The organism is Nocardia heshunensis, assembly GCF_054782115.1.
Genome location: NZ_BAAGTC010000081.1, coordinates 1 through 15564, shown reverse-complemented (window position 1 = coordinate 15564; position 15564 = coordinate 1). Strand labels below are relative to the sequence as shown.

The window sequence follows — 15564 nt, the reverse complement described above, 5'->3', positions numbered from 1 at the left end:
CGAACTCCCGATAGGTCAGCTCCACACCCTCGAAATGCACGGCCACCGCATCAGGCTGCGCAGCCACCGCCCGCCGGAAACCGCCCAACAGCGACTCGTCCACGATGGCATGACGGGTGTCGTTCCAGTCCAGCAGCATTCGCGCACGCTCGGCAGCCGAGAGCAGATCGATCTCGCCGACGGGAGTGGCAGGCGCGGCGACCACACCGGATAGCAATCGCACCAGCCGATCTGCGAACCCGGCGATGGTCGCAGCATCGAAAAGGTCGGTGGCATAGGTGAACACCGCCGCCATGCCCTCACCCGCGCGCGGCAACAACGACAACTGCAGGTCGAACTTCGCTATGGCACTGTCGGATTCGACGGACTCGACGACCAGCCCGGGCAGTTCCACGCGCGGTGCGTCGAGATTCTGGAAGAACATCGCGACCTGGAACAACGGATGATGCGCCTGGGTCCGGACCGGGTCGAGCACCTCGACCAGCCGCTCGAACGGCAACTCGGCATGCGAGAAGGCCGCCAGATCAGTCTCTTTCGCGGCCGCCAGCAGCTCCGCGAAACCGGCCCCGGCATCGACCCGCGTCCGCAGGGCCAGGGTGTTGACGAACATGCCGACGAGGTCGTCGAGCTCCCGCTCACCTCGGCCCGCCACCGGCGTACCGATCACGATGTCGTCGGTGCCCGACAGCCGGGCCAGTAGTGCCGCGAACGCACTGTGCAGCACCATGAACGGCGAAGCGCCTGCCGCGTGGGCGAGTGCGTCGATCCCCGTGACCAACTCCGCGCCGATTTCGAAGCCGAAGGTCGCGCCCCGACCGGACGCCACCGTGGGCCGCGAACGGTCGAACGGCAGGTCGAGGCGTTCGGGCAGGCCCGCCAATGCAGCACGCCAGTAGTCGATCTGGGTGGCGGCCAGCGACCCGGGCTCGTTCTCCGCCCCGAGCAATCCCCGCTGCCACAGCGTGTAATCGGCGTACTGCACCGGCAGCGGCTGCCACGGTGGTGTCGCGCCATTGCGCCGAGCCAGGAAGGCCGTCAGCAGATCTCGTGCGAACGGCCCGGTCGAGAAGCCGTCGGCGGCAATGTGGTGCAGGACGATGGCGATCACGTGCTCATCGGTCCCGAGTCGGGCCAGTTCCACCCGCAGCGGAACCCGCGACGAGACGTCGAACCCGGTCAGCGCCACCTCGGTGAGCCACCCGGTGAGTTCTTCCTCGCGCAGCGGCTGCGCGAGGAGCTCCGGAATCACCTGTGCGGCAGGCAGAATCACCTGGCTGCCGACACCGTCCACGGCCGGGTACACCGTCCGCAGCGCCTCGTGCCGCTCGATCACATCCCCGAACGCGGCTCGCAGTGCCGCCACGTCGAGCGACCCGGTCACCCGTAGCGCGAAGGGAATATTGTCCGCGGCCGAGGCCGGGTCGAACTGGTTGAGGAACCACATCCGCTGCTGCGCGGGGGACAGCGGGATGCGGTCCGGGCGCGGCCGCGCCTCGAGCGGCGCCCGCCCGCCCACCCCCTCGAGCTCGGCCACGCGGGCCGCCAGCGCGGCCACGGTCGAGGCCGTGAACAGCAGCCGACCCGGCACTCGCGCGGAGATCACCGCACCCAGCCGGGCCGCGGCGCGGGCGGCGATCAGCGAATTGCCGCCCAGGCCGAAGAAGTCATCGTCGGCGCCGATCGGATCCGTCGTACCCAGCAGTTCCGCGAACACCTCGGCGACCGCGACTTCCAGTCGTCCGGCCGGGGCCCGGAATTCGGCGACACGCAACTGCGGCGCGGGCAGCGCCCGGCGGTCCAGCTTGCCGACCGGGGTCAGCGGAATCCGGTCCAGCACGGTGACGGCCGCGGGCACCATGTGCGCGGGCAGTTCACGCCCGGCCAGGGCCAGCAGCTCGTCCACATCCACCGCCGCAGCACCGGCGGCATGCACGTACGAGGCCAGAATGGTCGCGCCGTCGGCCAACTCGTGCCCGATCGTGACGGCGAAGTCCACGCTCGGATGCGACGCCAGCACCGCGTCGATCTCGCCCAGCTCGATCCGGAACCCACGAATTTTCACCTGGAAGTCATTGCGCCCCAGGTATTCCAGTTCCCCGGTCGCCGCCTGACGCACCAGGTCACCGGTGCGGTAGGTGCGGGATCCGGCCGGTCCGAACGGATTGGCCACGAATCGCTCGGCGGTGAGCCCGGGACGGTTGTGATACCCCTGGGCCAGTTGGTCCCCGGCCAGATACAGCTCGCCCGCCACCCCGGCAAGGTTCGGCATGAGCCGTTCGTCGAGTACGTATTCGGTGACGCTGGACAGCGGCCCGCCGATGGTCACCGGCAGGTCCGGGCTCAGCTCGGCGGTATTGGCAAGGATGGTGGCTTCGGTCGGTCCGTACCCGTTCACGAATCGACGGCTGCGGCCGTCGGCAATCGGAATCGCCCAGCGCCGCACCAACTCCGGCGGGCATGCCTCGCCGGCGACGACGACCACAGTCAAGGAGTCCAGCCCGCTCGGATCCACCGAAGTCAGCGCCGACGGCGTGATCATCATGTGGGTCACGCGTTCGCGCCGCAGCAGCGCCGCCAGTTCGGGCCCGCCGTACACCGCCGGGGCGGCGATCACCAGGGTCGCGGCTGCGCCGACGGCCAGCAGCAACTCGCCCACCGACACGTCGAACGACGGCGAAATAACGTGCAGTACGCGCGAATCAGCGCTCGCGCCGAGCAGCTCCCGCTGAACCGCGCAGTAGACACCGGCATTGGCGTGGGTGACCACGACGCCCTTGGGCAGGCCGGTCGACCCGGAGGTGTAGATGACATAGGCGGGGTGATGCGCGCTCAGCGGCCGCACCCGGTCGGCATTGATGATCTGCTCGGTCGAGGCGACGGCCAGCCCGGCCCGCACCTCGTCGGCGTCGATCACCAGCCACTCCGCCGCATCGGGCAGGGCGGCGCGCACGGCCGAGACCGTGATACCCAGCGCCGCACCGGAATCGGTCACCATGTGCGCGACGCGATCGGCGGGATACTTCGGGTCCACCGGCACGAATCCGGCCCCGGTCTTGGCAATGGCCCAGACCGCCAGCATGGACTCGATCGAGCGCGGAATACCGACCGCGACCAGATCCCCGGGGCCGACTCCCCGGTCGATGAGCAACCGGGCCAAGCGAGTCGACCGTTCGTCGAGCTCGGCGTAGGTCAGGCTCGCCACCGTGGCCGACTCGTCGGCCAGCACCAGGGCCAGGGCATGCGGGTCGGATTCCACCGCCGCCGCGAACAATTGCGGCAGGGTGGGTATGCGCTTTCCGCGTGCACCCGCCGGACGCGTGCGCTTCGGGCGTGTCGTACGACCGCCCCCTCCGGGATTGCCCACGACATCTCCCCCGACCCGAACCATGAAACTCTCCCCGATGTTTCCAACCGCACTCGCAAGCGGTTTTTCAATCGGATCAATATTTGTCGCCCACCCGCTTACTGACAAGTTGCTATTTGTGCCAATAAGTGGGCTATTCCGTGCCAGAATCGGTCGGCCTCGGCGCGATCACCCAGGTGAACAGACAGAACCAGCCCAAATGGGACGAAATACACCCATTGCTAGCTCACCATTCACCCCCGGCCGCAACCCCGTTCGTGATCCAAAGCACAGACGTACCGATTACACATCAACGGCAACGACCTACGTTGACCTATACGTGTACCTATTCGGATTCTTTTCGTTCTTGTAAACAACGGCCGGGCCCACGAAATGCATTCATCGGATCATCCAGTCTTCGTAGCGTGTCGGTGAGCACGCCACCTATCCGCGCGAGGGCCTCGGCATCGGTCATGCGGTCGTGGGTGACCGGTACGAGATGGTCCGCGATGGCACCGTGCACGAAGGGCGCCCACTCGGCCGCCGTGCGCCCGGCCGCCGCGTGCGCCGGATCGGCGGCGCCGAAGAACAGCAGGGTGCCGTGGAAGACGTCGGGCCGAAAGTCGCGTTCGAGTGCCACCGTGCGCACCGCCCCGGCGGCCGAGCGGCGCAACAGGTCCCGCGGCACGTCGGCGAACTCCGCGGCGAGGACCGTCTGCACGGCGTCCAGGGCCGCATCGCTCAGCTCGAGCCGATCCGCGCCGTCGAAGACGTCCCCCGCGACCCCGAGACCCGCGAAGGTCTCGCCGAGCGTGTCCCGGAATTCGTCCAGGTCGTCCTGCGGGTAGCCGTCGAGGATGGCGAGCACCTCGACCGAATCCCCTTGCTGCTGCAGCATTGTCGCCATCCGGTGGGCGAGTTTGCCGCCGAGCGACCAGCCGAGCAGCCGGTACGGCCCCGCGGGCTGGATGGCCCGAATCTCGGTGAGGTAGCGCTGCGCGATCTCGGTCAGCGCGCTCGGCGCGAAGTCCGGCTCGGTGAGCGCGGGTGTCTGCAGGCCGTAGATCGGCTGCCCGGTCGGCAGCACCCGGCTCAAACCCGCATAGCACCAGGCCAATCCGGCCAGCGGATGAATGCAGAACAGTGGCCGGGCCGCACCCGTGGGCCGGATCGGCAGCACCACGCCGAGCGCTCGGCCGAGGTCCGCGCCCGCCTCGGTGCCCAGCGCGTCCATGCGTCGGGCGACCCCGGTGACGGTGGCGTCACCGAAGAAGTCGGCGACGGTCAGCCGGGTGCCCGGGTCCTCGCGCAGCAGGCTCACCACCCGGGTCGCCAGCAGCGAGGTTCCGCCGACCGCGAAGAAGTCGTCCTCGGCACCCACCTGCTCGAGGCCGAGCACCTGCGAGAAGGCCGCGGCCACCAGGTTTTCCGACGGTGTCGACGGCGGCCGGTAGGCGCGGGGCCGCAGCTCGGGCTGCGGCAGTGCGGCGCGATCGAGTTTGCCGACGGGAGTGAGCGGCAGCTCGTCGAGGACGACGATGGCGGTGGGCACCATGTAGGAAGGCAGGCGCGCGCCGATCGCTGCCGACAGCCGCTCGGTGTCGATCGAGTGGCCCGCGGCGGCGATCACATAGGAGACGAGCACGGTTTCGCCCGACGCCGTCTCCCGCCCGATGGTCACCGCGTGGTCGACCTCGTCCCGGGCGGCGAGTACCGCGTCGATCTCGCCGAGTTCGATGCGGAAGCCCCGGATCTTCACCTGGAAGTCCGAGCGGCCGACGTACTCGACCTCCCCGTCCGCGGTCCAGCGCACCACATCCCCGGTGCGGTACAGCCGGTCTCCGGGCGCACCCCAGGGGTTGGCGATGAACCGCTCGGCCGTCAGCGCCGCCCGATGGCGGTACCCGCGCGCTAGCCCGGGGCCGCCGAGGTACAGCTCACCGGTGACGCCTACCGGCACCGGGTGCAGCCGGGCGTCGAGCACGAGCACCGACATGCCGTGTACCGGCGAGCCGATGGTGACTCGTCGGTCCGGTTCCAGCCGTGCGCAAGTGGCCATGATGCTGGCCTCGGTCGGGCCGTATGCGTTGTGGTAGCCGCGATCCGACGTGCTCCACTTGGCCACCAGCTCCGGCGAGGTCACGTCGCCGCCGACCAGCGCCATCCGCAACTGCGGCTGTCCGGCCGGATCCAGGGTGCCGAGCACGCCCGGGGTGAAGATCGCGTGGGTGACGTCCTCGCGGCGCAGCAACTCCCCGAGTTCGGCCCCGCCCAGGATCTCCGGCGGCACCACGACCAGGGCCGCGCCGCTGGAGAAGGTCCAGATCCATTCCAGCAGTGAGGGATCGAAGCTGGGCGAGCAGAGATGCAGGAACCGGTCCCCGGGTGTCAGCGCGCAGACGGCGGCCGCGGATTCCCGCAGCGCGCCCAGACCCCGATGGGTCACGGTGACGCCCTTGGGCATTCCGGTGGAGCCCGAGGTATAGATGACGTAGGCCGGATTGTCGGCGCGGATCGGGGCGAGGCGGTCGGCGTCGGTGACCGGGGACGCCGACTCGGCCCGACACAACAGGTCGATGGTGGCCCCGTCCAGGCACAGCCAGTCGATGTCGTCGGGCAGTCCGGCGGCGAGCTGTTCGCTGGTGATGCCGAACACCGCATCGGAGTCGGTGACCATGTGCCGCAATCGATCCGGTGGATAGTTCGGGTCGACCGGCACGTGGGCGCCACCGGCCTTGGCGATGGCCAGCACGGCCGCGATCATGTCGATCGAGCGCGGGAAGGCGACGGCGACAATCTTTTCCGGGCCCACGCCGTGCCGGATGAGCACGCGCGCCAATTGCGAGGAGTAGTCGTCGAGTTCGCCGTAGGTGTAGGAGTGACCGCGATCGCGCACCGCCACCAGGTCGCGTCCGAGTTCCGCACCGCGAGTGAGCAACTCGGGCAGCAGGGCCGTATCCGTGACGGCCTCACCACGCACATGGGTGAGCTGCCGGGATTCATCAGCGGCGAGCAGCGGCAGATCTCCGACGTCGACGCCCGGCCGGGCCGCGATCGCCCGCAACAGCCGGACGAACCGCTGCGCGAACACCTCGACGGTGCGGTCGTCGAACAGGTCCCGCGCGAAGGCGAACATCCCCAGCGCGCCGCCGTCACCGGCGCTCGCGATGACCAGTTGCAGATCCACCTGCGAGGTCGACGCGTCGAAATCGACCGCGCCGACCCGCAATCCGGGCAGTTCCAGGCCGACGTCCGGCAGATTCTGGAATGCCAGCATCACCTGGAACAGCGGATTGCGGGCAGTGGAGCGCGCCGGCTCGAGCAGCTCCACCAGCCGCTCGAACGGGAGGTCGGCGTGGGCGAAGGCCGCCAGGTCGGCATCGCGGACCTCGGCCAGCAATTCCTCGAAGGTCCGCTGCCCGGCGACGCGGGTGCGCAGCACCAGCGTGTTGACGAACATGCCGATCACATCGTCGAGTTCGGCCTCACCACGCCCTGCGACGGGAGTACCGATCGCAATGTCGTCGGTGCCCGACAATCGCGCCAGGAAGACGGCCAGCGCGGTGTGCATCACCATGAACAGCGTCGTATTGCGTTCCTGTGCAAGGGCTTGCAGGTCGCCGTGCAGATCGGCATCGATATCGAAGCCGACCGATCCACCCCGCAGTGAAGCCACCGGCGGGCGGGGACGATCGGCAGGCAGGTTCACTTCGTCGGGTAGTCCCGCGAGCGCGGTCCGCCAGTAGGCGCTCTGCGTGGAGATGACGCTGTCCGGATCGTCCTCGGAACCGAGGACTTCCCGCTGCCACAGCGTGTAATCCGCGTACTGCACCGGCAACGGAATCCAGGCCGGGGCCCGACCGTCGGCCCGCGCCACGTACGCCAGCATGATGTCCCGTGTCAGCGGGCCCATCGACCAGCCGTCCGCGCTGATGTGATGGGCCACGAAAACCAGCACGTGCTCAGCCTCGGCACCCTCGACCCGGAGCAGCTCGGCCCGCAAGGGAACCTCGTGCGCGACATCGAATCCCGCCGAGAGCACAGCCACGATGCGATCCGGCAATGCCTCCGCCGCGACCGGAACCGGGTTCAGGTCGGGCACTACCTGCGCGGCAGGCACGATCACCTGGCAGGCCACACCATCAACCTGCGGGAAAACCGTCCGCAACGATTCGTGCCGCCCGATGGTGTCGGCCACGGCCTGTTGCAGCGCAACCACATTCAGCTCGCCGGTCAACCGCACCGCCGCCGGAATGTTGTACGCCGCCGAGGTCGGATCGAACTGATTGAGGAACCACATCCGCTGCTGCGCCAGCGACAACGGCACCCGCTCCGGCCGCGGCCGTGCGGTCAGCGCAGGCCGACCGCCGGTGCCCGCGTCCCGTTCGACCGCGGCGGCGAGTTCGGCCACGGTGGGCGCTTCGAACAAGGCGCGCACCGGAACCCGGGTCGAGAGAGCCGAACCCAGCCGCGCCACCACCTGCGTCGCCAGCAGCGAATTGCCGCCCAGCGCGAAGAAGTTGTCGCGGACGCCGACCCGCTCCAGGCCGAGCACACCCGCGAGCACGTCGGCGACCACTTGCTCCACCGGCGTTCTCGGAGCCTGGAATTCCCGCCGCACCAGCACCGGTTCCGGCAAGGCCCGCCGATCCAGCTTGCCGACCGGGGTGAGCGGCACCGCACCGAGGACCGTGATCGCCGTCGGCACCATGTAGTCCGGAAGCCGTTGCGCGACATGCTCGATCAGCGCGCCGATATCGATGTCACCTGCGGTGGGCAGCACGTAGGCGGCGAGGATGGTGGATCCGCCCGGTGCCCGATGGCCGACGGTGACCGCGAACTCCACCGACTCGTACGCGGCCAGCACCGCGTCGATCTCACCGAGTTCGATGCGGAAGCCGCGCACCTTGACCTGGAAGTCCGAGCGGCCGACATACGCGAGCTCCGGTGCCGACCGGCCGGGCGTCCACCGCACCAGATCTCCGGTGCGATACATCCGCGTGCCCGCGGCGAACGGGTTCGCGACGAACCGCTCGGACGACAGCACGGCTCGCCCGTGGTAGCCGCGCGCCAATGCCCGCCCGGCCAGATACAACTCGCCCGCCACGCCCGGCGGCACCGGATTCAACCGGGCATCCAGCACGTACGCCGCGAACCCCGGCAGCGGTGCGCCGATCGAGATCGGTTGCCCCGCAACCATGGTCGCGTAGGTGGCGGCGATCGTCGCCTCGGTCGGACCGTAGCCGTTGAGGTAGCGGCGTCCCGGCTGCCAGGTGGCGACCAGTTCCGCCGTGGTCGCCTCGCCGCCGGTGGCCACCAGTTCCAGCTCGTCCAGGCCCGCCGGATCGACGGTGCCGAGCTGCGCCGGGGTGATGATCAGGTGGGTGATCCGCTGCTCGCGCAGCAGCTCGTGGAGTTCCGCGCCGCCGACGATGCCGGGCGGTGCGATGACCACGGTCGCGCCGCAGGCGAAGGCGGTCAGCCATTCCTCGATCGACTGATCGAAGCTGGGCGAACAGATGTGCAGCACCCGATGATCGGAGTGCAGACGGTAGAGCTCCAGGTCGTAATCGATCAGGGTGCTCAGCCCCGCATGGGTGACCGCGACGCCCTTGGGCCGCCCCGTGGACCCGGAGGTGTAGATGACATAGGCCAGGTGGTCGGGCCGCAGCGGACGCAGGCGCTGCGCGTCGGTCACCGGTTCCGCCGATGCGGCCGCACAGCGCGCCTCGACGCTCGGATCGTCCAGCACCAGCCAGTCCAGCTCCGGCAAGGCAGCGGTATGCGCGGAGACGGTGACGCCCAGCGTGATTCCGGCGTCGTCGAGCATGTACCGCACCCGTTCGGGGGGATACGCGGGGTCGATCGGGACGAAGGCCGCGCCGGTCCGGGCCACGGCCCAGATCGCCATGACACTCCACAGCGAGCGCGGCAGCGCGATGGCCACCAACGTGTCGGGCCCGGCACCCCGATCGATGAGCACCCGCGCCAGCCGTGCCGTGTAGTCGTCGAGTTCGCCGTAGGAGACGGTACGAGCGCCGTACCGCAGCGCCGCCCGGCGCAAACCCGGGCGGATCCCGCGATCCAGCAGGTCCGGCAACAGTTCGCCGGTCAGGACCGCGGGCTGCGGCAGGGTGGCCTGGCAATATTCGGCGTGGTCGAGCAACGGAAGATCACCGACGGCGGCGTGCGGCCAGACCAGTGCCGCGTCCAGCACGCCCTGGAAGCGGTCGGCGAAGCCCTGCACCGTGGCCGCGTCGAAAAGGTCCCGCGAATAGGAGAATTCGGCGTGCAGGCCCGCGGCGCCGGTATCGCTGATGGTCAGCGACAGGTCGAATTGTTCGGTGGCGAAGTCCGAGTCGATCACCTCGACCCGCAGCTCCGGAAGTTCGAAGCTGCCCGCGGGCAGGTTCCGGAACGACAGCATGACCTGGAAGATCGGATGCCGTGCGGTCGAGCGCGGCGGATTGAGCACGTCCACCAGGCGTTCGAAGGGCAGCTCCGCGTGCGCGAAGGCCCGCAGGTCCGATTCCTTGGTCCGGGCCAGCAGGTCGACGAAGCTCTCCGCGCCGGACACGGGCGTGCGCAACACCAGCGTGTTGACGAACATGCCGATGGCGTCGTCCAATTCGGCCTCGCCGCGACCGGCCACCGGGGTGCCGATCGCGATATCGCCGGTCCCCGACAGCCGGGCCAGCAGTACCGCGAAGGCCGCGTGCACCACCATGAAGAGGGTGGCCCGGTGCGCGCGAGCGAATTCGCGCGCCGCCCTGGTGGTTTCGCCGTCGATGTGGAATCGCATCCGGCCACCCGCGCCCGACTGGACCGCGGGGCGGGGCCGGTCGGCGGGCAGGTTCAGTTCATCGGGCAGGTCCGCCAGTGCCGCGCGCCAGTATTCGGACTGTGTCGCCAGCAAGCTCGCCGGATCGTCGGTGCGGCCGAGCACCGCGCGCTGCCACAGACTGAAATCGGCGTACTGCACGGGCAGCGGCGACCAGCCGGGCGCTTCCCCGCGCAGGCGTGCGGCGTAGGCAGCCATCACATCCCGGGTGAGCGGTCCCAGCGACCAGCCGTCGGCACTGATGTGATGCACGACGAAAGCGAGCACGTACTCGTTCCCCGCATCGAGCCGGAAGAGCCGGGCCCGCAACGGCACCTCGACGGTCACGTCGAAACCGGCGCCGAGGAATTCGCCGATCCGGTCGAACAGGGACTCCGCCGGGATCGAGACCGGAGACAGATCCGAAACGCTGTGCCCCACCGGCAGGATCAGCTGCGACGGGTCGCCGTCATGCTGCGGATAGATCGTCCGCAGGATCTCGTGACGTTCGATCAGATCGGCGACGGCCAGTTGCAGCGCAGCCACATCCAGCGCACCGGACAGGCGGACCGCGATCGGAATGTTGTAGCCCGCCGACGCCGGATCGAACTGGTTGAGGAACCACATCCGCTGCTGTGCCAGCGACAGCGGAATATGCTCGGGTCGCGGACCGGCGGTCAGCGCCTGACGCCCCTGCCCCGCATGCTGTTCCACCTTGATGGCGAGTGCGGCCACGACCGGCGCTTCGAACAGCATCCGCACGGGGACACGGGCATGCAACGCCGCGCCCAGTCGAGCGGCGACCTGCGTTGCCACCAGGGAATTTCCACCGAGGGCGAAGAAGTCGTCATCCGCACCGACGTGCTCGACTCCGAGCACCTCCGCGATGACGCCCGCGACGATCTCTTCGATCGGGGTGGACGGCGCGCGGTAGGCGGTGGCCTCGAACTCCGGATCCGGCAGGGCTTTTCGATCCAGCTTGCCGTTCACATTCAACGGCAGGGCATCCAGCACCACCCATGCCGATGGCACCATGTACGACGGCAGTGCGGACGCCAGCGCCGACTTCACCTGCACCACATCGATATCCGTGCCACCGGACACCACATAGCCGACGAGCCGGTCCCCCGTGCGGGCGTCCTGGTGGGCCACCACCGCGGCATGCGCGATCTGGGGCAACGCCAACAACGCGGCTTCGATCTCACCCAGCTCGATACGGAAACCACGGATCTTCACCTGGAAGTCGGTACGACCCCGGTAATCGAGCTCGCCGTCATTCCAAGCGACAAGGTCACCGGTGCGGTACATGCGCTCGCCGACCGCGAACGGGTTGGCCACGAAGCGATCCGCCGTCAGATCCGGACGCGCGAAGTAACCGCGAGCCAACTGCGCACCGGCGAGATACAGCTCACCGGACACACCATCGGGCACCAGGTTCAGCCGCGCGTCCAGCACATAGACCTGCGAATTCCACTCCGGCACACCGATCGACACCGCACCGGTCACCAAGTGCGAGGTGATGGATACCGCAGCCTCGGTCGGTCCGTACAGGTTGAAAAGGTGAGCGCCCGGGTTCCCGGCACGGCAACGCTGCGCCACCGACGCGGGCAACGCCTCACCGATGGCCAGCACGCGCCGCAGTGAATCGTTCAGCGTCCCTTCGGCCTCGGTCAGCAACGAGTCCAGCATCGACGGCACCACATGCAGCGTGGTGACCCGCTCCCGAGTCATCAGCTCGTTCAGATACGCCGGATCCCGGTGCCCGTCAGCGGAAGCAATGACCAGACGACCACCGGACACGGCAGCCGACCAGAATTCCCAGACCGAGAGGTCGAAGGTAGCGGCGGTCTTGAGCAGCACCGAGTCATCAGCGCCGAGCCCGAATTCGGCCGTCTTCCACTGCAACTGGTTCGCGATCGCCGCGTGCGAAACCGCCACACCCTTCGGCCGCCCCGTGGAACCGGAGGTGAAGATGACATAAGCCGTATTGGCAGCGGTCAGCTCGTGCACGCGCTCGGCCGCGGTGACCGGACCGGCCGAGTAGCCGGACAGCTCCATCTCGTCGATCCGAAGCACCCCACCGGCCACCTCGAATCCGTCACCCGAAGTCGTCAGCACGCAAGCGGGAGCGGCGGTCTCCAAGATGTACCCCACCCGCTCGGCAGGCTGATCGGGATCCACCGGCACGTAGGCCGCACCGGCGACCGATACCGCGTACATCGCGACCACCAGGTCCACCGAGCGCCGAATGGCCAGGGCCACCCGATCTTCCGCACCGATGCCCCGCGCGATCAGCGCCCGCGCCAGGCGGTTGACCCGTGCGCCGAGTTCGGCGTAGGTCAGCGTTTCGCTGTCGGAGACGAGCGCGGTGGCGGTCGGCACGGCAGCCACCGTCGCGTCGAGCATCGAGGCCAAGGTCGCGGTCGAATCCACCCGGTGCGCGGTCGCATTGCGCCGCTGCAGGATCTCGGTCCGCTCGGCCGGGGCCAGCAGGTCGATCGCACCGACACGGACCGTCGGATCCGCGACGACGGCGGCGAGCAGCCGGTTCAACCGGTCCACGAAGCCGGTGACGGTTTCGGCGTCGAACAATTCGGTGGCGTAGGTGAGGTAGCCGCCGATGCCCGCCGGGGCACCGTGCTCGTCGTACCCGTCGGAGACGATGAGGTGCAGATCGAATTGCGAGACAGCGGCATCCGACTCCACCGGCGCGATGGTGAGCCCCGGCAATTCCAACGCCGCGCGCGCCATGTTCTGGAACGACAGGCCCACCTGGAACAGCGGATGGTGTGCCGTGCTGCGGGCCGGGTTCAGCACCTCCACCAGGCGTTCGAAGGGAATGTCGCTGTGCGAGAACGCTTGCAGGTCGGTCTCCCGCTGCCGGGCGAGCAGCTCGGTGAACGATCCGCCGCCGTCCACGCGGGTCCGGAAGACCACGGTATTGACGAACATGCCGATGAGATCGTCGAGTTCGCGCTCACCACGCCCGGCGACCGGGGTGCCGATGGCAATGTCGGCGGAACCGGACAGCCGTGCCAGCAAGGCCGCGAAGGCCGCGTGCATGACCATGAACACGGTGGCCTGATGCTCCCGGGCGATCCGCACGACTCCGGCGTGGATCTCCGGGTCGATGCGCACCCACACACGCGAACCGGCTGTGGACGCCACCGCCGGGCGCGACCGATCGGCCGGGAGTTCCAGCAGGTCCGGCAGTTCGGCCAGTTCGCGGCGCCAGAAGGCGAGTTGCCGCGCCGCGATCGATTCCGGATCGGCTTCGTCGCCCAGCACCTCGCGTTGCCACAGGGCGTAGTCGGCGTATTGCACCCGCAGCGGACTCCACGCGGGCTCTGCGCCGGCGACGCGGGCGGTATAGGCGGTCATGATGTCGCGCACCAGCGGCCCCATGGACGATGCGTCGGCGGCGATATGGTGCGCGACCACGGCCAGCACGAATCGGGGTTCGGGGGCCGGATCGGCGACTTCGAACAGGCGGACGCGAACGGGCACCTCGTCGGTGACATCGAACGGCGTCGTGGCCAGTTCGTAGATGGCACCGGCAATCTCGGCAGCACTGACGCGAAGAACTATCAGCCGTGGCAGCGAGTCATCACCGGCAGACCGCACGATCTGGACCGGCCCGTCCGGAGTCTCCGGATACACGGTCCGCAACACCTCGTGCCGCACCACCACATCGTCGAGCGCCAGACCCAGCGCCGCCACCTCGAGGCCGCCGGACAGCCGCAACGCGAAAGGCAGGTTGTAAGCGGCCGATCCGGCGGCGACGGTCCCGTCGCCGAGATCCTCGAAACGATTGAGGAACCACATGCGCTGCTGCGCGGGCGACAACGGCAACCGTTCCGGCCGCTCGATACCGCCGAGTTCCACGGTCCGGCCGTGCCCCACCCGCGACTCCACTGCCGCCGCCAGCGCGGTGACGGTCGAGGCCTCGAACAGGGCCCGCACCGGCACCCGGTCCCCCAGCGCCGCACCGATTCTGGCCACGACCGCCGTGGCGATCAACGAATTGCCGCCCAGCGCGAAGAAGTCGTCATCCGCACCGACCCGGTCGACCCCGAGCACCTCCGCGAACACACCCGCCACGATCTCCTCGACCGGAGTAGCCGGAGCCCGGAACTCCCGACCGGCGAAAGCGGGCATCGGCAGCGCCTTGCGATCGAGCTTGCCGCTGGCATTCAGCGGGAACTCACCGAGCGTCACGATGGCACTCGGAATCATGTACCGCGGCAACGTATCTGCCAGCGCGGCCAGCAACTCCGACTCCGCGATAACCTCGCCGGGCACCGGCACCACGTGCGCGACCAGCTGATCACCCAGCTCGGACGCCAGCACCGACGCAGCGGCCCCACTCACGGCGGCGTACGCCAGCAGCGCGGTCTCGATCTCACCCAGCTCGATGCGCTGGCCACGGAACTTCACCTGGAAGTCGGTGCGCCCGATGTAGTCTAGCCGCGCCGGACGATCCGCTTCGGCGTCGCGCCACACCACCAGATCACCGGTGCGGTACATCCGCTCACCGGTGCCGAACGGGTTGGCCACGAACCGATCCGACGTCAGATCCGGACGGCGCACATACCCGCGCGCCAGCTGGCCACCCGCAAGATACAGCTCTCCGGCCACACCCGCCGGAACCGGCCGCAACCGTGAATCCAGCACGTACACACGCGTATTCCATTGCGGCACACCGATCGGCACGGTGCCACGCTCGTCTCCGAATGCCTGCCAATAGGTCACCGACACCGCGGCCTCGGTGGGACCGTACAGGTTGTGGACCCGTGCCGAGGAAACGTCGGCGAACGCCGCCACCGTCTCCGGCGGCAGCGCCTCACCGATGACGAACACATCGCGCAGGCTGTCGAGGGATGCGGGCGCGGTATGCGCGGCGAACACGGTCAGCATGGACGGCACGAAGTCGGTGACCGTGACACCGCGCCGCGCAATCAATTCGGCGACGTAGACCGGATCCCGATGCCCGTCGTGCGTCACGACCACCAGCGTCGCGCCGGTCCGCAACGGCATGAAGTAGCCCCACAGCGACACGTCGAAGGTGGTCGCGGTCTTCTGCAGGTAGACGTCCCCGGGACCCATCGGATACTCGGCCAGCATCCAGCTGATCTGGTTGTGAATGGCCGCATGGGATATCGCGACGCCCTTGGGCCGACCGGTGGAGCCCGAGGTGAACAGAACGTAGGCCGGATGCTCGGGGAACACCGGACGCAGCAGCTCGGCATCCGCGACCCGGGTCGGCGAGTACGCGCGCAGATCCAAGGTGTCCAGCAGCACCATCTCGATGCCTTCCGGCACGGGCACCGCATCGACGGTGGTGGTCAGTACGCAGGCCGGACGCGCGGTCTCGAGAATGTGGGCGATGCGCTCGGCCGGA

At 68.8% G+C, this 15564-nt stretch carries 2 protein-coding genes; both read right to left on the bottom strand.

Features of this window, described 5'->3' with window-relative positions; genetic code table 11:
• The coding region (locus ACYVN4_RS45335) for an amino acid adenylation domain-containing protein (RefSeq protein ID WP_460730549.1) at positions 1–3364 on the bottom strand (3364 nt) is incomplete at its 3' end.
• Positions 3365–3689: 325 nt separating this feature from the next.
• Positions 3690–15564: non-ribosomal peptide synthetase (locus ACYVN4_RS45330; RefSeq protein ID WP_460730547.1), on the bottom strand; the 11875-nt coding region annotated here is incomplete at its 5' end.